Raw genomic sequence first — 17,081 nt, forward strand, 5'->3', positions numbered from 1 at the left:
GGAGACTTCAGGAGTCCAGGTGCGTCGGCGCGAACATCCGCAGGTGGGCCGGGAGGACGACGACCGAGGGGCCGGGGGCGGCGAGCGCCGCCGCCAGGTCCGTACGGAGCCGGTCCGGGGCCGTACGGACCGCGGGGACGCCGAATGACTCGGCCAGCGCCACGAAGTCCGGCCGGGTGAGTTCGGTGGCGGTGGGCGCGCCGAAGGCGTCGGTCATGTATTCGCGCAGGATGCCGTATCCGCCGTCGTCCACGATGAGCCAGGTCACCGGCAGGTCGTACTGCCGGGCGGTCGCCAGCTCGGCGATCGAGTACATCGCGCCGCCGTCGCCGGACACCGCCAGGACCGGCCGCGCCGGGTCGGCGACGGCCGCGCCCAGCGCCGCCGGGAAGCCGTAGCCCAGTCCGCCCGCGCCCTGGGCGGAATGCAGCGCGTTGGTGTGCCGGGGGTCGAAGGCGGACCAGGCCCAGTAGGCGAGGATCGTCATGTCCCAGCAGCTGACCGCGCCGTCGGGAAGCGCGGCCCGCACCGAGGCCAGTACCTGCTGCTCCAGGTCGAGATGCTGACCGGCGATCCGGTCGCGGACGCGGGCCAGGAGGGCGGACACGGCGGCCTCGGGGGAGGGCGCATGGCCGGACCCGGGAGAGGGCGGACGGCCGGCCCCGGGGGCTGCCCCGGCTTCCCCGGCGGTGGACGCTTCGTCGTCCTCGGTGCGGCCGGCCTCCCCGGTCTCCCGCTCCCCCACCTCCTTGACCAGCGCGGCCAGCGCCGCCCGCGCGTCCGCGTGGATGCCCAGCGCGGCGTGGTTCGACTCCAGCTTGCCGAGGTCCGCCTCGATCTGGACGACCCGGCCGAGCGGCCGGAACGTGTGGTAGTTCGAGGAGAGTTCGCCCAGCCCCGAGCCGACGACCAGGAGGGTGTCCGCGTCCTCCAGGAAGGCCGTGGTGTAGCGGTCCTCCAGCCAGGACTGGAGGGAGAGGGGGTGCTCCCAGGGGAAGGCGCCCTTGCCGCCGAAGGTGGTGGCCACCGGTGCCCGCAACTGCTCGGCGAGCGCCAGCAGTTCCGCCTCGGCCCCGGCCCGTACGACTCCGCCGCCGGCCAGGATCACCGGCCGCCGGGCCCGGGTCAGCCGGGTCGCCGCCTCTGTGATCAGCTCGGGCCGCGGCAGCAACTCCTTCGGCCTGGCGCGGAGTCCGGCCACCGGCGGCACATCGGCCTCCGCCAGCAGCACATCCTGCGGGATCTCCAGCCACACCGGTCCGTGCGGGGTGCTCAGCGCCGACTCCCAGGCGGCGGCCACCGCCGAGGGGATCTGCGAGGCCGTACGCGCCGTGTGGACGGACTTGACCACGCCGCGGAACGAAGCGCTCTGATCGGTGAGTTCATGGAGGTAGCCATGGCGTCCGCCGCCGATCCCGGCCAGCGGCACCTGACTGCCGATGGCCAGTACGGCGGCGGAACCGGCCGCCGCCTCCTGCAGCGCGGCCAGCGTCATCAGCGCGCCCGGGCCGGTGGAGACCAGCAGCGGAGCGACCCCGTGCGTGGTCCTGGCGTACGCATCGGCGGCGAAGCCCGCGTTGTTCTCCACCCGCAGCCCCACGTAGCGCAGCGCGGAGCGGCGCAGCGCGTCGAACACCCCGAGCGCATGCTGCCCCGGCAGCCCGAAGACGGTGTCGGCGCCGAGTGCGGCCAGCGACTCGACGACCAGGTCACCGCCGTTGCGCCGGTGCTGCGCGGGCGGGGGCATGGGGGTGGGGGTGCTCATGGGGATGCGTGCTGCCTTCCTTGGCGGGGGATCTGCGGGAGCTGCGGGAGCTGCGAAGGGGCGTGCGGGCGGGCCGGTGTGCGGGTCAGGCTCGCCGGGTGGCAGGGAAGGGGGCCAGTACCCGGGCCACCGCCACGGACGTGTCGCCGGCCGCGTCCTCCTCCGGATCGTCGCCCTCCGGATCGTCCCCGTCCACGGCACCGTCCGGCCGGCCGGCCAGCCGCGCCCGCCAGGCCGTCAGCACCTGTGGGTCCGTCGGCTCGGTGGCCAGGCTGACCGCCACATACGCCACGAGCGAGGCGATCAGCCCGTAGTAGATCGGCTCGTTGGCGAGGACGCCGAGCGAGACCATCAGGCCGATGACGGTCAGTCCGCCGACCGCGACCGAGGCGAGCGCGCCGGCGGCATTGCCCCGCTTCCACAGCAGTCCGCCGAGGATGGGCACCAGCAGGCCGCCGACGAGGACGTTGTAGGCGAGGGTGAGCGCTTCGACGACGTTGTTCAGCGCGATCGCGATGACGATGACCGCGAGGCCCATGAGGAGGATGAAGACGCGGTTGCCCCGCACCTCGTCGTGCGCCCCGTCGTGCGCCTCGGTCCCGCTCCCGTCCCCGGTGTGCTCCGCTCCGGGCGCCCGGCCGGCGTCGGCGGACTCCCCCGGGGCCGGCCGGCTCCGCACCGCGGCAACGCGCTTCACCCGCGCCCAGATGTCGTTGTTGGCGACCGTGGCGCAGGCGATCAGCGCGCCCGAGGACGTGGACATCACCGCGGACAGCGCTGCCGCCAGCACCAGCCCGCGCACCCCCACCGGCAGCGCGTCCTTGACGATCGTCGCGAAAGCGTCATCCGGGCTGCCCAGATGGGGGTAGAGCACCTTGGCCGCGGTGCCGATGACCGCGCCGGCCAGCGCGTAGGCCAGACAGTACGTACCGGCCGCGGTGCCGCCGAGGCGCGCCACCTTGTCGCCGCGCGCGGTGAACACCCGCTGCCAGATGTCCTGGCCGATCAGCATGCCGAAGGAGTAGATCAGGACGTAGGTGAAGACCGTCTGGCCGCCGATGCCGAGCGGGGCGAAGTAGTCGTCCGGCAGCTGCGCCTTCATCGCCGCGAAGCCGCCCGCCTTGATGACGGCGATGGGCAGCAGGAGCAGCAGCACACCGATCGTCTTGACGACGAACTGGACCATGTCGGTGAGGGTGATCGACCACATGCCGCCGAGCGTCGAGTAGGCGACGACGATGGCCCCGCCGAGGATGATCGACAGCGTGCGGTCCATGCCGAAGAGCACGTCGAAGATGGTCGCGTAGGCGATGGTCGAGGTCACCGCCAGCATCAGCGTGTAGGCCCACATCACGACGCCGGAGATGATCCCGGCGGAGCCGCCGTAGCGCAGATCCAGCATCTCGGAGACCGTGTAGACCTTCAGCCGGGCGATCCGGGCCGAGAAGAAGACGCTCAGCGCGAGCAGCCCCAGGCCGATGGTGAAGACCATCCAGGCGCCGGACAGGCCGTACCGGTAGCCGAGCCCCACGCCGCCGATGGTGGAGGCGCCGCCGAGGACGATCGCCGCCATGGTTCCCGAATACATCACGGGGCCGAGGCGGCGGCCCGCGACCAGGAAGTCGCTCTTGGATGTGGCGCGCCGCATCCCCCACCAGCCCATGGCGAGCATTCCGGCCAAATAGAGCACGATCACCGCATAGTCGACAGCCATGGGCCATCCCTTCCAACTGCGCCGGGGGGAGAGGGGTGTGGGGAGGTGAGGATGCGGGGGGTGGCGTCGAGGCGGCGGGCGCTCGGCGAGCGGGGGTCTCGTCCAAGTGCCTCGCCTCGGGGGTTGACCCTAGGAGGCGCGAAGGCAACGCTGAAGTGTAGTTTTCCTCCATTCACCACCCTCCGATGTGGATGGTTCGCACATGCCGCCGCACCGCCTCCCGCCGCCGTCCACCCCACCGGTGCCGCTGGCGGATCTCCTTGCCCGTACGGATCTGGGCCTGCGCCAGATCGCCGGCCCGCGCGAGGGCGTCGCGATCCACTGGGTGCACACCTCCGAGATGGCCGACCCGGTGCCGTACCTCCTGGGCGGTGAGATGCTGCTGACGGCGGGCATGCATCTGGCCGAGGTGACGAGGGGCACGGGCGAGGAGTCCGCCGCCGCCCTCGACGCGTACCTCGACGGTTATGCCGCCCGGACCGTCGCGGCCGGTGCCGCCGCCCTCGGCTTCGGGATCGCGCCGGTGCACGACACCGTCCCCCGCACCCTGGTGGCGGCCTGCGACCGGCACGGCCTGCCGCTCGTCGAGGTCCCGGCGGGCACCCCGTTTACCGCCGTCGAGAGCGCCGTGTGGCAGGCGGTGACACAGGCCCGGCACCGCGAGCTGACCCGGCTCAGCGAGGCACAGCGCGCGCTGGCCGCGGCCGCCGCCCGCCCCGATCCGGCAAGCGCCGTGCTGCGCGCACTGGCCCGCCATGTGCACGGCTGGACCGCGCTGTTCGCCCCGGACGGCACGGAAGGCGGCTCCGCCGGCCCCCGCCCCACCGCCTCGGTCCGCGCCGCGGCCGGCCGTCTCGCGCAGGTCGTCGGCGCGGGCGGCCCGTCCTCGGCGACCGACACCGTCCCCGGCAGCTCACTGTCCGCCTACGCCCTGACGGGACGCGCCCGGGGCAGCCGGGCGCTCGCGCTGGTGGTCGCCGCGGATCCGCACGACCCGCCCGCGCACACCATCGCGGGCGTCGCCGCCGTGCTCCTCTCACTGATCACCGGCCCGCCCGCCGACCCCGCGCCGGCCGCCGCGGGGCGCGCGGCGGCCCTGGTCCGACTGCTCCTCGGCGCCCGTCCGGCCGAGGTCGCCCCGCTCCTCGGCTCTCCCCTCTGGACCGTCGTCCACGCCGAACGCCGCCGTGACACCAGGGAGTCGGCGGCCTCGCTGGCCGCCGCTCTGGGCACCCCGCTCGTCGCCCCGGGCTCCGGAAGCGGGCCGGCCACGGCCCCGGAAGCACACCCCGGCACCGGCCCCACGGCGGCGGCCGCGCCCGGCACCGGCCCCGAGGCGAAGGCCGCGGCTGTCACCGCCCCCGCCCTGCGCGCCCTGGTCCCCGCCGACCAGGAGATCACCGCGCACCCCGGCTGGACGCTCGGCGTCAGCGAACCCGTCCCGGTCGCGGAGCTGCCGGCCGCCGACCGGCATGCCGCCTCCGCCCTGCGCCGTGCCCGCGCGGGCCGCGCCGCTCTGGTGCGTCATCGCGCCCCTGGCCCCCACAGCATCACCTCGCTCGTGGCCCCCACGGAGGCCCAGCAGCACGCCCAAGCCCTGCTCGCCCCGCTGGCCGGCTCCCCCGCCCTCCTCTCCACCCTCCACAACTGGCTCTCCCTGCACGGAAGTTGGGACCGCACCGCGACCGCCCTCGACATCCACCGCAACACCGTCCGCCAGCGCATCACCCGTATCGCCGGCCTCCTCGACACCGATCTGGACGACCCCGACGTCCGTATGGAGCTGTGGTTCGCCCTGCGTTCGCTCGACCGGGGCGCGGCACCGGCCTGACCGCCGGCCTCACCTCACCGGGCGGAGACCTTGTGGACGGTGGTGTCGTCCGGATCCAGCCGCCGCCCGTCCGCGGACAGCACTTCCAGCGCGCGGAGTTGATGCCCCTCCCGGCGGTCGACCAACCGGGAGTGTGCCTCGCCGGGGGCGAAGAAGTTCTCTTCGCCCCACTGCCGCAGCGCCACGATGACGGGGAAGAGCGCCTTACCCTTCGGCGTCAGTACGTACTCGCGGTAGGCGCTGCCGTCCGAGGCGGGGACGGATGCGAGGACACCACCGGCGACCAGGGTGCGCAGGCGCGCGGTGAGGATGTTCTTCGCCACGCCGAGGCTGCGCTGGAACTCCCCGAAGCGCCGGCTTCCGTCGAAGGCGTCCCGCACGATCAGCAGGGACCACCAGTCGCCGATCGCGTCCACCGACCGGGCGACGGGGCATTCACTGTCGTCGAAACGCGTCCTGGTCACCATGGCGCCCCTCACCCTCTCCTCCCCCCGCACAACGGTTGCAACATGCTACCAAAAGGGCCTACCGTCTCCCCATCGTCATTGGTGGCAAGATGAAACCAGATTTACGGAGGGGTGCCGATGCCCGGCAACCGAACCGGCAACCGAACCGGCCATGGTCCTGGCAACGGCGAGGCGGTGACACGGCGCCGGCACCGACGCCGCCTTCCCCGCCCCGGGCCCCGGACCGGGGAGGGCTCCGAGTCGGGTCCGTCCGTCCTCTCCCGTGGCGTCGTCACCCTGTTCGCCGTCGCCTGCGGGGCCGCGGTGGCCAACGTGTACTTCTCCCAGCCGCTCCTGGTGACCATGGGCCAGGACCTCGCCATGAGCCCGGCACTCGTCGGCAGCGTGGTCACCCTCACGCATATCGGATACGGGCTGGGACTCTTCTTCCTCGTGCCGCTCGGCGACGTGACCGACCGCAGACGGCTCATCGTGGCCCAGTTACTGCTCCTGGTGGCGGCGCTGGCCGTGGTGGCCGCCGCCCGCACGGCGGCGGTCCTGCTCGCGGGCATGGCCGCGACGGGGCTTCTCGCGGTCGTCACGCAGACGCTGGTGGCCTTCGCGGCCTCACTGGCCCCTCCCACCGGGCGCGGACGGGTCGTCGGTCTGGTCACCAGCGGCGTGGTCATCGGAATCCTGCTCGCCCGCACCGTATCCGGCCTCATGGCCGATCTCGCGGGCTGGCGCTCCGTCTACCTCGCCTCGGCGTCGCTCACCGCTCTGCTCGCGCTGGTCCTGTACCGGGTGCTGCCGCGCCACCGTGCCGCTGCGCCGGCACCCCTGCGCTACGGACAGCTGCTGCGCTCCACGATCACCCTGTTCGCACGGGAACGACTGCTGCGGCTCCGGGCCCTGTTCGGTCTGCTGATCTTCGCCGCCTTCAGCACCCTGTGGAGCAGCGTCGCGCTACCGCTCAGCGAGGCCCCGTACTTCCTGCCCCACAGCGCGATCGGAGCGCTGGGGCTGATCGGTGTCGCCGGTGCCCTGGCCGCGACCGCGGCGGGGCGCCTGAACGACCGCGGACTCTCCCGGCGGACCACCGGCATCGCCCTGGCACTGCTCGCCGCCTCGTGGCTGCCCCTGGCCTTCACCCGCAGCTCGCTCTGGGCCCTGGTCGCCGGGGTGATCCTGCTCGACCTCGCCGTGCAGGCGGTCCATGTCACCAACCAGACCCTGATCTACGCGCTGCACCCGGAAGCGGGCAGCCGGCTGATCGGCGGGTACATGGTCTTCTACTCGACCGGCAGCGCCACCGGCGCCCTCGCCGCGACCTCCCTCTACACGGTGGCCGGCTGGGGCGCCGTCTGCGCACTGGGTGCCGCGTTCAGCTGCCTCGGGCTCGTGCTGTGGGCGTGCACGGCGCCACTGCACTCAAGAACATGACAGGAGCAGCAGCGTCCGGCCCGCCACGGTGTCCGCGGCGGGCCGGGCGTCGTCGGCCGATGCCGCGACGGCGGGGCCGGGCAGCGCCTACTCCCCCTGCCGCCCCGCCGCGATCTGCCGCGACATGATCGTCGTCAGCTCGTACGCCGTGTGGGAGGCGGCCACGCAGGTGATCTCCGCGTGGTCGTACGCCGGGGCGACCTCGACGACGTCCGCCGAGACCAGGTTGCAGGAGGACAGTCCGCGCACGATCTCCAGCAGCTCGCGGGAGGTGAGGCCGCCGGCCTCGGGGGTGCCGGTGCCGGGGGCGTGGGCCGGGTCGAGCACGTCGATGTCGATGGAGATGTACAGCGGGCGGTCACCGATGCGCTGCCGCAGCTGGTCGGCGACCTCGTCCACACCCCGCCGCATGACGTCCGCGGAGGTGACGATGCCGAAGCCCATCTTCTCGTCCTCGTCGAGGTCCTTCTTGCCGTAGAGCGGACCGCGGGTGCCGACGTGGGAGAGCGCGGAGGTGTCGAGGATGCCCTCCTCGACGGCGCGGCGGAACGGGGTGCCGTGGGTGTACTCGGCGCCGAAGTAGGTGTCCCAGGTGTCCAGATGGGCGTCGAAGTGCAGCAGCGCGACCGGCCCGTGCTTCTTGGCGACCGACCGGAGGAGCGGCAGGGCGATGGTGTGGTCACCGCCGAGGGTCATCATGCGGGCGCCGGAGGCGAGCAGGTCGTCGGCCGCGGCCTCGACCGTCTCCACGGCCTCGTTGATGTTGAACGGGTTCGCGGCGATGTCACCGGCGTCGGCGACCTGCGCGAGCGCGAAGGGGGACGCGTCCTGGGCCGGGTTGTAGGGGCGCAGGAGGCGGGAGGCCTCGCGGATGGCGTTGCCGCCGAAGCGGGCGCCGGGGCGGTAGGAGACACCGGTGTCGAAGGGGACACCGACGACGGCCACATCGGCCCGGCCGCCGACCTCGTCGAGGCGGGGCAGCCGGGCGAAGGTCGCGGGCCCGGCGTAACGCGGAATACGGGAGGAGTCGACGGGGCCCACGGGCCCGTTGGATGCGCTGGCTGCGGTGGTCATGAGGTGAGAGTAGGGAGGACCGGGCGCGGGGCCCATGGACATTTGCGGAGACGAGGACAGACCCATTGGACATTTTGGCCATCCGGCCCCGCCCCCCGGGTCCGGGCCGCGGCGCCCACGTCCCCCGTGCCCTGCCGTGCCCTCCCACTCCCCCCGTTCCTCCCATCCCCCGTTCCTCCCATCCCCCGCTCCTCCCATTCCTCCTGCGCCTCCCGTCCCCTGCCCGTCCCCCTGGTTTCTTCCGCTCCCCGGTTCCTCCCGCGCCTCCCATGCCCCGGTGTCCGGGCTGCGGAACTCCAACGCCCCGGAACAGGTGTACGGGCACAATGGGCGCTATGCCGATAGCCTCCGCAGCCGCCGCCCCTTCCCGCACCGAACTCGTCGACCACCTCGTACGGACCCGGATCGCCGGTGAGGTCGCCACTCCCCGCGAGAACAACCTCTCCCACTACCGCAGACTCGCCAACGGCGAGCGCCACTACTGGTTCGGCCTGGAGTTCGGCGACCGCTGGACGGACGAGCAGGATGTGCTGGCCGTGATGGCGGAGCGCTGCGGAGTGATCGACGACCCGCACCACCGGCAGGGCCAGGACACCATCGACCCCGAGCTGACGGTGGACGCCCTGGACCGGGCGGCCGCGGTGCTGCGCAAGGCGGCGGCCGACGGACAGCGGGTGCTGTTCGCGACCGGCCACCCGGGCGGACTGCTCGATGTGCACCGGGCAACGGCCGAGGCCCTGCGCGCGGCGGGCTGCGAAATCATGGTCATCCCGGACGGGCTGCGGGCGGACGACGGCATGGTCTTCCAGTTCGGCGACGTCGCGATGCTGGAGCGCGGCGCGACCCTGTGGCACACCCACTCCCCCGAGCCGATGGCCGCGATCCTCGACGGCCTGGAGCGGGAGGGCCGGCCGCTGCCGGACCTGGTGATGGCCGACCACGGCTGGGCGGGCTGCGCCGGCCAGCGCGGCATCGACGCAGTGGGCTTCGCGGACTGCAACGACCCGGCCCTCTTCCTCGCCGAGTCCGAAGGCACCCTCCAGGTCACCATCCCCCTGGACGACCATGTCCTGAGCCCGCGCCATTACGACCCGCTGACGGCCTATCTGCTGGATGCGGCGGGGCTGGTCTGAGCAAGCCGCGCCGGGGGCGGTGCGGCCCCGTGTCCTACGCCGCGCCGGGACCGCCGTCGAGGAATCCGAGCAGCACGGCGGCCTCCGCACGGAGCCGCTCGGCTCGCTCGGCGTACGCGGGCGCGGTCAACTGCGCGGCAGCCGCCAGCCGTTCGGCGGCCTCGGCGCGTACGACCTCCACCACACCGCGCTCGCTTAGCTCGTGCCGCACCGCTTCGGTGACGCCGACACCGACCGGCGCCTGCTCAAGGGGCACGGACGGATTCGCCGGCCCCCGCGGCACGGAGGTCAGCACACGGGCGGGACGCCGGTTCCCTTCATCGCACGGCCCAGGAGTCGACCGGGTCATCCAGCCACACCCGCTGCCCCTCCGCGGTGACGGTGAGACCGAACCGGGTGAGGTCCGGCTCGCCCCGGCCGGCCCACCATCGGTAGGCCGCCTCCACTTCGTCCCACAAACGACGGGGCCCCGACTGGTACACCGTCGCATCCGGTTCGCCACTGCGGAACACGACGGCGGCCCATGACCGGCTCGTCAGGTCGAAGAACCACGCCTTCGCCGTCCCCCCGTCCGACCTGTTGATGACATGGGCACAGTCGGGCACACAAAACCCCATGACGAACCGTGCTGTCTCATAGCGGTCCCCCAGGTCCGTCAGGGCGACCGCCGTCCCGGACACCTCGGCGTCACCGGGGAAAACCGGAACATGCTCCCTGAACCGGTTCCAGTCCAAGCGCTGATCCCGCAGCTTCATGAACTCGACCATGCGCAGGAACGGGCCCGACGCGGAGCCGTCCTCCCGCACGGTCAACCGGACGAGTGCGTCCTGGTCGCTGTAGTGGGTGCCCCAGGGGGCAAGGATGACCCCGCCCGGCCGCGACTGCTCCAACCAGCGCGGCGAAACGGCTCGCACCCCTGCCGTGACGATCACCCGGTCGTACGGCACCCCGTCCGGCCACCCGCCGCCACCGTCCCCGTGGACCGTCTCGGGGTGGAGTCCGGCGCGCAGCAACGCGCCTCGGGCTTGATGGATCACCGCCTCGTCGATCTCGACGCTGACCACGTTCCCGCTGCCCAGCCGGTGAGCGAGGAGCCCGGCGTTCCACCCCGTGCCGGTGCCGACCTCAAGCACCCGCATACCGTCACTCACGTCCAGGTCGCGCAGCATCGCGGCCACGACTGACGGCATGCTCGCCGAACTGGTCGGCACGGTTCCGGGCTCGCAGCCCGTGTGCGCTCCGTCGTCCCACTGGGTGACGAGCGGGACGTTCGCGTACGCGGCCAGCTCCCACCCTGCGGAATCACTGCTCCGGGAGACGGGCACACTTCGGCCGGTCGCCATGTCGTGCGCCCAGACGAGATCCGGCAGGAACAGCGCTCGCGGAACGGCGCGGAACGTCTCCATCCAATCGGGCGCCAGGGCACCCGCTTCGAGGAGGGACCGCACCAGCTCGTCACTGGCACGGTGCCCCTGCTGAGGGTTGAGCGCGCTAGCGTCAGACTCAGCCAACGGACCTGACCATCGCCGCCAGGACCGGTGAGGCAGCTGACGGCTGGCTCTGGCCGATGTCTTCGTATCCCCAGGACTCGTAGAGACGGTGCACCTTTCCGTCTCCGGCGAGCGGGTTGACCATGAGAGTGACGTACGGCTCGTTGCGGTCGGCAAGGAGGGCGTCATGAATGCGTCGGGCGATGCCCGTGCCTCGCCAGGGGACACGAACGCCGATTTCCTTGAGGGCTGCGGCGTGCCGGTCGGTGTATTGAGCCGACGGAGAGGGCGTGACGCGTTTCCACCAACGGTCGCCAGAAGCAATGGTGTTGGCATACGCATAGCCGATGGGCTTTCCCTGCGCATAGGCGAGGATCGCCTCCCAGCCCCGTTCCTGAGAATGGCGGTCAAGTCGCTCAGCGAAGGCGCTGACCGCGTAGTTCGGAAGGTGCAAGAGGTCCGCGCGGACATCGGCGTACACATCCAGGAGGTCTTGCCGGGCCGGTCCGAGCGAGTGGAACGTGCGCAGCTCGACGGTAGGCGTCATACCGATTCCTTCCAGGTGGTGTGTGCGTACTGATTCCACATGTGAGTGGTAGGGCTGTTCGGCGCCAAGGTGTGAATCTCGGTGTGAAAGCTGCGGAGCATCCGGGCGACCCGCGGGTGATGTGCAGCAGCATCGACGGGGACCGTCATGGCGGTCGCGACGGCAGGTCCCACATCCCCTTGGCCGAGTTGAGCGCACGCCAGCCGAGTGGTGGCGATGGCCTTCGACCGTTGCATGTGTGGCCGGAGGGCCGCCAAGCATCGGTGCGCGTGCGCTTCCGCCGTCTCGTAGTCGCCGAGTGCGAGGTATCCGGTGAGCGCGAGGGAATCCAACTCCGCCTGGTCGTAGAACGAGGTCATCCACACAGGCCGGTTGGCGCCCGGATCGGCGCGGTCCATCGCTTCCTGGGCCTGGGCGAAGCTGCGTCGAGCGGCCGTGACATTTCCGGCAACACCATGAATGGCGGCTTGTCTGGCAAGACCGAGGGATGCGAACAGCGGATCGCGGCGTGTGAGGGAGAGACTTCGGGCAACGTCATTCGCAGCCGTTGCTTCAACCGGGCGCCCCATGTGCCGGTACAGCGTCCCGGCGTGCGACCAAATTCGGAATTTGATGGCCGGATCGGCTGCCAATTCGGCGAGTGCTTGTGCCTCCCGCATATGGACCACTGCGTCTTCGTAACGCCGCCCGTCGATTGAAGCCCACATCGCCGAAGACCGGAATGCCGCCGCGCATGCGTACACATAGGCACGCACTCGCTGACTGGCACTCCCGGAGTTCTGCAAGGCCAGGGCCTCGTCGGCGAGCGCTGCTGCTTTCTGCTCGATACCCAACCGACCACCATGCCGGTGGTCACTCGCGACGATCTCCGCGAAGCGTTGTTGGAGTCGGACAACGTCGCTCGTCCCGACGCGGCGGCTGGAGCCGGAAGCAGGTGCGGCCGCGACAGCGGCCAAGGCCGTCCCGGCGGTGAGGAAACGACGGCGTTCCACGGGGTCCTCCGGCGGTGTGGCGGGGGCGGACGACGGGGCACGGCCCCGCGGTACGAACCCTAAGGCGGTAGCGGGCAGCCCGGTCACTTTCTCCAGCGCGACCCGGGTCGCCGACTTCGGCCACCGCACCCGGCCGGCTTTCCAGTCCCGCACCGACGAACCGTCCAGTCCTCCGACTCTCCCGGTGAGATCCCCGACTGCCGAATTCACCGCCTCGGCAAGCAAATTGGAGCTGTAACCGTGCTCCCTCATCCATGCTTCGAGCGTCGTATTCCGCAAGGTGGCCATGTACGGAAGGTAGCCCCGCTCCCGTCACATCGTCAGCCAAAGGGATAGCCAAATCGCCCTAGGTGCTGCGGAAAAGAGATCAGCTGATCTCCCTAATCGCCTTGCCCTGGCACCGCGTTAGCTGGTCATGAGCCGACTGCGAAGCTCCGGTGCCTGAGGTGGCCGTGGTACGCGCCTCTCGGGTTCCCGGGACCACGCGGCGGTTCTGCGGGCCCCCGCACTCCGGTCGTGCACAGCCCGCCTCCGCAGCGAACTGGAGGACCACCAAGATGCCGACTGCATCAATCACTCGCCATCCCCCCGCCGATGCCGCTCCACGCTCCCGCTCGGCCCGCTCCGTACAGGCCGGCACGAAGCGCCTGCCGCCCGAAGCTCACGCCTTCCGGCGTCGGCACGGCGACCCCGTCGGCTGGGATTCCGGCGAATGGGCCGCCTACCTCGGTCTCGGGGGCGCGTCATGACCGCGGGGTGGGATGCAGTTCCCGCCTCGACGACATGGACGGTCCACGAGATCACGGGCCAGGCGTGCCCGTGCTGCCACTCCATCTACAGCCTGGCACGGGAGAAGGTCACCGGTCCGGACGACCGTCACACATGCCGACCCTGCACCGTCCTGATCGGCGTCTCCACGGAAGCGGAGGCCGCGCGGTGACCCAGAAGCTGCCGCAGGTCGGAGATGAGGTCGAGTACGCCCCCGGGCGGCTGGCTGTCGTCACGGACATCCGCAAGGGCGTCCCCTACCTGCGGAGGTCGGGGATCGGGGAATGGCCGGTGCGGGACCCGGCAGGTCTGACGGTGAAGCGGACACGGGCCCAGCGGATCGCGGACGGTGATCCGTGGTGAGCCGCGCCTACGCCCCGGCCCGGAACGCCGATGTGCCGCTCGCCCGGCCCGGGGCGACCTGCCGAACCACAAGCACGCGACCAAGGAGCACCTCATGGCCGTTCCTCTCCCGAAAGCCGATGTGGACTGGACTGCGCTGCGGAACTTCGCGGCACTGCGCGGACAGCTCAGGGTCTCTCTCACCCCCATCTGCAACGTGAAGTGCTGGTTCTGCCACAACGAAGGCGACGTACCGCCGCCGTTCACCCACCTGCATCGCGACGCTCGACCACGCGCCCGCGAACTGGCCGCCGCCGACTACGTGGACGTGCTGCGCGAGCTGATCGGCGCCGGTTTGAGGCGGGTGTACTTCACTGGCGGTGAGCCGCTGGCGTCGAAGCTCGCGCGGCCGGTCCTCACTCAGCTCCCCGTCAGGGGCCCGGATGTGTCCTATGCGCTGATCACGAACGGGCTTCTGGTGCGCACGCATCAGGACTGGCTCGCCACGACCGGTCTGGACAAGGTGAAGGTCTCCCTGCACTACTTCTCCGACGACTCCTTCCGGGCCATCGCCCAGACCCGGTCCAGCGTTGCGACCGTCCTGGACGGGATCGAGGCCGCGCGGGAGATGTGCGAGCGGGTGGAGCTGAACACGCTCATCCAGCGCGAGAACGAGCACGAGCTGCAAGACATCCTCGCCTTCGCTCTCGACCGCAGGATGCCGGTGCAGTTCATCGAGCTGGTCGACACCGACTTCCACATCGGCCGGAAGGCCTCAGCTGTCGGTGCGCAGGGAATCATCGACCACCTGCGCACCCTGACCAGCGACGAGGAGGTAGAGGTCTCCGGTGTCGGCCAGGGCCGGAGGATTTTCCGCATCGACGGCATCGAGATCGACGTCATCCACCGTGAACTGGGCCGCCACCACGTCGGTCAGTGCGGAACCTGTCCCGTGCGGGCCAAGTGCGTCGAGGGTTTCTGGGCTTTGCGCATGGACCACGCCGGCGGTATCCAGCCCTGCCTGCTGCGGGAGGACTTGCGCAGGGACATCCGGCCGCTGCTGGCCGATCCGGAGACCATTCCCCTGGCAGTGGCCCAGCACGTGGCCGCCTTCACCGAGGGCACCCTGTGAGCCCCCTGCGCGCCCCGTACACACCCGGGGCGCAAGAAGGCCGCAGAGGGCCGTTCGTGGTACTGGAAGGCGTCTCTGGTGTCGGAAAGTCCACACTCACCCGCCTCCTGGCCAAACGGCTCGGCGCAACGGCCATCCACACCCTTCCCGAGCCGCACACCGGCCTGTCCTCTGCGATCAACGCACAGCTTCGGCCGCTGCCGCAGTTCGCCTTCTACCTCTCCGGCCTCCTGCACGCCTCCGACGTCGTACGCGAGGCGCTGACGGCGGGGCCGGTGATCGCAGACCGGTATGCCTCCTCGGTCATGGCCTGCCACACCGCCGTCAACGGGGTCGGCCTGGAGCAGGTGAAGAAGCTGATCGCCCCCTTCACGCCGTACCTGCTGGCACCGGACGTCACGTTCTACCTCGCCGGCTCCGATCGTTCGCTGAAGAAGCGGTTGGGGACCAAGGCGGACGTGAAGCAGGACGACACCGAGCTGTTCGGCGTCCCCGGCCGCCTGGCCACACTGCGGGCGAACTTTGATGCCGTGGCCGAAGAGGACCCGAGCGCGGTCACGCTCCCCACGGACGGGCAGCGCCCGGACGACCTGGCCGACATCATCATCAAGCACCTGGAGGCGAGGCGTGCTCAACCCGATCGACACCGCAGCCGTCATCCGTGACGGCCGTGTCGCCGGCACATTCCCGGGCGAGATCCACAAGGGCGTGGCCTGGTGGGTCGCCGCGTGCTTCGTCGTGGTGAGCCGGACGTCCCGGATCGCGGTGGCCCACGACGGCCACCCCACCACCGGAGACTTTCACCGGAGATTCTGCCGCGGGGCCATCAACGCCCAGCACTTCAGTTGCCAGCTGGCGGACCTCGGCGAAGCCAATGAGGATCAGCTTGTGCACGCCATGCAGGCGCTCGGAAACATCCCCGGTGCCCTGCTGTCCACGACCGGCGACGGCGGCCGGCAGACCGTCACCATCCGACTCTACGACGCGGAGGGCCGGCCGCTCACCGAGGACACCGGCCTGGCGAAAGTGCGCGAGATGATCGCCGCAGACCGGGTGCCGATCCCCGTCAACGACCAGGCCAAAGGCCGGATTACGCTGCGACGAGACCTGGTGGAGACGAAGTGATCGACGTGTCAGAGGTCATTCAGAGTGGCACCAGCGTCCTCTTCGTTACCCTCGACTCGCTGCGCTACGACGTAGCGCGCGCCGCCCTGCACGCCGGCCAGACCCCGCGCCTGGCGACGATGCTCCCAGGCGGTCAATGGGAGGAACGCCGAACCCCTGGCACCTTCACTCTCCCTGCGCACATGGCGTTCTTCTCCGGCTTCCTGCCCAAGCTCCCACGACCCACCCAGCCACCGCGTCTGTGGGAGTGCCGCCCTCCCGCCTTCAAGGCCGTCGATCCCGGCACGTTCGTCTTCGACGCACCGAATCTCCTCACCGGGCTGGCCCTGCACGGATACCGCACCGTGTGCATCGGCGGCGTGACGTACTTCTCGCGGGAAACCCCACTCGGGTCGGTCCTTCCGGACATGTTCCACGAGGACCACTGGCGGCCGGAGTTCTGCTCACCGGAGCCCGACTCCACGCGCCACCAGGCCGATCATGCTCTGGCCATCGCCGACAAGCACGCCGGCCGGCCGCTGTTCCTCTTCGTCAACGTCTCGGCGGCCCACGTCCCCCACGGCCACTACGTCGGAGACAGCACTGACTCCTGGCACTCCCAGGCCGCCGCGCTCGCCTACGCAGACGAACACCTCGGCCGCCTGGTGGACGGGCTTACCAGCGCCAAGAGGTGGCTGGTCATCATGTGTGCCGACCACGGCGACGCCTTCGGCGAGGACGGCTACCACGGCCGCGGGATCACACACCCCACGGTTCTGAACGTGCCGTTCGCCGCCTGGCTGACTCCGTCGGCGCCTCAGGCGGATACGCTCTCGGGCCATGACCGACGCACCCGCCCGGGAGGCGGCGACGCGTGACGCCTCCGTCATCGTGGCCCGTGACCCAAACGGCATGGTCGCCGTCCTGACCACCGAATTCCCCTCGCATGGAGGGGACTACCTGTTCCTTCCCGGAGGGCGCCGGGAGCCCGGCGAAACACCGGAACAATGCGCGCAACGCGAGCTGCGTGAGGAAGCCGGCGTCACCGCCAAGACCTGGCGCCCCCTCGGCTCCTACGCCATGACCCTGCACTCGACCGCCCGCATTTACCTCTACCTGGCCGAAGGTCTCACCCGCGGCCCGCAGCAACTCACGCCGAATGAAGAGAACTTCACACTCATGTGGTGGCCGATGTCCGACGCGATCCAGGCCGCGGCAGAAGGCCGCTTCCTGCTTCAAGGCGGCCCGCTCGCACTGCTGCTCGTCCAGCACGTCACGCAGCCTGACGAGAGCTGAACGC

17 protein-coding genes are annotated in these 17,081 nt (G+C 71.0%); 9 read left to right on the top strand and 8 right to left on the bottom strand.

The genetic code is table 11. The features are described 5' to 3' along the window. Positions 1–7: 7 nt before the first annotated feature. Together ABR737_RS17225 and ABR737_RS17230 are read right to left on the bottom strand one after the other, a co-directional pair. On the bottom strand, positions 8–1,765 hold the full coding sequence (locus tag ABR737_RS17225) for a thiamine pyrophosphate-binding protein (protein ID WP_350251052.1): 1,758 nt from the start codon (positions 1,763–1,765) through the stop codon (positions 8–10). 85 nt (positions 1,766–1,850) lie between these two features. Beyond that, on the bottom strand, positions 1,851–3,479 hold the full coding sequence (locus ABR737_RS17230; protein WP_328386706.1) for a sodium:solute symporter family protein: 1,629 nt from the start codon (positions 3,477–3,479) through the stop codon (positions 1,851–1,853). 202 nt (positions 3,480–3,681) lie between these two features. Between ABR737_RS17230 and ABR737_RS17235 the strand changes: the two genes are divergently transcribed. Continuing rightward, entirely contained in the window at positions 3,682–5,310 is a 1,629-nt protein-coding gene (locus ABR737_RS17235) for a PucR family transcriptional regulator (protein WP_350251053.1), read from the top strand. Between the two features lie 14 nt (positions 5,311–5,324). On the opposite strand, the gene ABR737_RS17240 is transcribed toward ABR737_RS17235, so the two are convergent. Continuing rightward, on the bottom strand, positions 5,325–5,777 hold the full coding sequence (locus ABR737_RS17240; protein WP_328386704.1) for a winged helix-turn-helix transcriptional regulator: 453 nt from the start codon (positions 5,775–5,777) through the stop codon (positions 5,325–5,327). 117 nt (positions 5,778–5,894) lie between these two features. Here ABR737_RS17240 and ABR737_RS17245 point away from each other — a divergent pair, with 117 nt between their 5' ends. Further along, positions 5,895–7,199: an MFS transporter gene (locus ABR737_RS17245; RefSeq protein ID WP_350251054.1), complete on the top strand. Its 1,305-nt coding sequence runs from the start codon at positions 5,895–5,897 to the stop codon at positions 7,197–7,199. 87 nt (positions 7,200–7,286) lie between these two features. Here ABR737_RS17245 and speB read toward each other — a convergent pair whose 3' ends face one another. Then, positions 7,287–8,273: an agmatinase gene (speB, locus tag ABR737_RS17250; RefSeq protein WP_350251055.1), complete on the bottom strand. Its 987-nt coding sequence runs from the start codon at positions 8,271–8,273 to the stop codon at positions 7,287–7,289. Between the two features lie 335 nt (positions 8,274–8,608). Between speB and ABR737_RS17255 the strand changes: the two genes are divergently transcribed. Next, positions 8,609–9,406: a phosphatase gene (locus ABR737_RS17255; RefSeq protein ID WP_350251056.1), complete on the top strand. Its 798-nt coding sequence runs from the start codon at positions 8,609–8,611 to the stop codon at positions 9,404–9,406. 34 nt (positions 9,407–9,440) lie between these two features. On the opposite strand, the gene ABR737_RS17260 is transcribed toward ABR737_RS17255, so the two are convergent. The 4 genes from ABR737_RS17260 to ABR737_RS17275 are packed head-to-tail and all read right to left on the bottom strand — an operon-like array spanning position 9,441 to position 12,723. Then, positions 9,441–9,755: a hypothetical protein gene (locus tag ABR737_RS17260; RefSeq protein ID WP_502964330.1), complete on the bottom strand. Its 315-nt coding sequence runs from the start codon at positions 9,753–9,755 to the stop codon at positions 9,441–9,443. After that, positions 9,724–10,917: a methyltransferase domain-containing protein gene (locus ABR737_RS17265; protein ID WP_350251057.1), complete on the bottom strand. Its 1,194-nt coding sequence runs from the start codon at positions 10,915–10,917 to the stop codon at positions 9,724–9,726. The genes ABR737_RS17260 and ABR737_RS17265 overlap by 32 nt, the downstream gene beginning before the upstream one ends. Then, positions 10,910–11,443, bottom strand: a complete 534-nt coding sequence (locus ABR737_RS17270; protein WP_502964331.1) for a GNAT family N-acetyltransferase — start codon at positions 11,441–11,443, stop codon at positions 10,910–10,912. Before ABR737_RS17270 ends, ABR737_RS17265 begins: the two co-directional genes overlap by 8 nt. Next, positions 11,440–12,723 (bottom strand): NsdA family TPR-like regulatory protein, encoded by a 1,284-nt coding sequence (locus ABR737_RS17275; RefSeq protein ID WP_350251058.1) that lies wholly within the window; start codon positions 12,721–12,723, stop codon positions 11,440–11,442. The genes ABR737_RS17270 and ABR737_RS17275 overlap by 4 nt, the downstream gene beginning before the upstream one ends. Positions 12,724–13,371: 648 nt before the next feature. Here ABR737_RS17275 and ABR737_RS17280 point away from each other — a divergent pair. The 6 genes from ABR737_RS17280 to ABR737_RS17305 all read left to right on the top strand — a co-directional run bounded on the left by ABR737_RS17280 (position 13,372) and on the right by ABR737_RS17305 (position 17,077). Then, on the top strand, positions 13,372–13,566 hold the full coding sequence (locus tag ABR737_RS17280) for a hypothetical protein (protein WP_350251059.1): 195 nt from the start codon (positions 13,372–13,374) through the stop codon (positions 13,564–13,566). A 94-nt stretch (positions 13,567–13,660) separates the two neighbouring features. Then, positions 13,661–14,677, top strand: a complete 1,017-nt coding sequence (locus ABR737_RS17285) for a radical SAM protein (protein ID WP_350251060.1) — start codon at positions 13,661–13,663, stop codon at positions 14,675–14,677. Then, on the top strand, positions 14,674–15,342 hold the full coding sequence (locus ABR737_RS17290) for a dTMP kinase (protein ID WP_350251061.1): 669 nt from the start codon (positions 14,674–14,676) through the stop codon (positions 15,340–15,342). Before ABR737_RS17285 ends, ABR737_RS17290 begins: the two co-directional genes overlap by 4 nt. Further along, on the top strand, positions 15,305–15,802 hold the full coding sequence (locus ABR737_RS17295) for a phosphohexomutase domain-containing protein (RefSeq protein WP_350251062.1): 498 nt from the start codon (positions 15,305–15,307) through the stop codon (positions 15,800–15,802). Before ABR737_RS17290 ends, ABR737_RS17295 begins: the two co-directional genes overlap by 38 nt. Beyond that, positions 15,799–16,659 (top strand): STM4013/SEN3800 family hydrolase, encoded by an 861-nt coding sequence (locus ABR737_RS17300; protein WP_350251063.1) that lies wholly within the window; start codon positions 15,799–15,801, stop codon positions 16,657–16,659. Before ABR737_RS17295 ends, ABR737_RS17300 begins: the two co-directional genes overlap by 4 nt. Further along, positions 16,622–17,077: an NUDIX hydrolase gene (locus tag ABR737_RS17305; RefSeq protein ID WP_350251064.1), complete on the top strand. Its 456-nt coding sequence runs from the start codon at positions 16,622–16,624 to the stop codon at positions 17,075–17,077. The genes ABR737_RS17300 and ABR737_RS17305 overlap by 38 nt, the downstream gene beginning before the upstream one ends. Positions 17,078–17,081: the final 4 nt, after the last annotated feature.

The sequence above is a fragment of the Streptomyces sp. Edi2 genome (assembly GCF_040253635.1).
Taxonomy (GTDB): Bacteria; Actinomycetota; Actinomycetes; order Streptomycetales; family Streptomycetaceae; genus Streptomyces.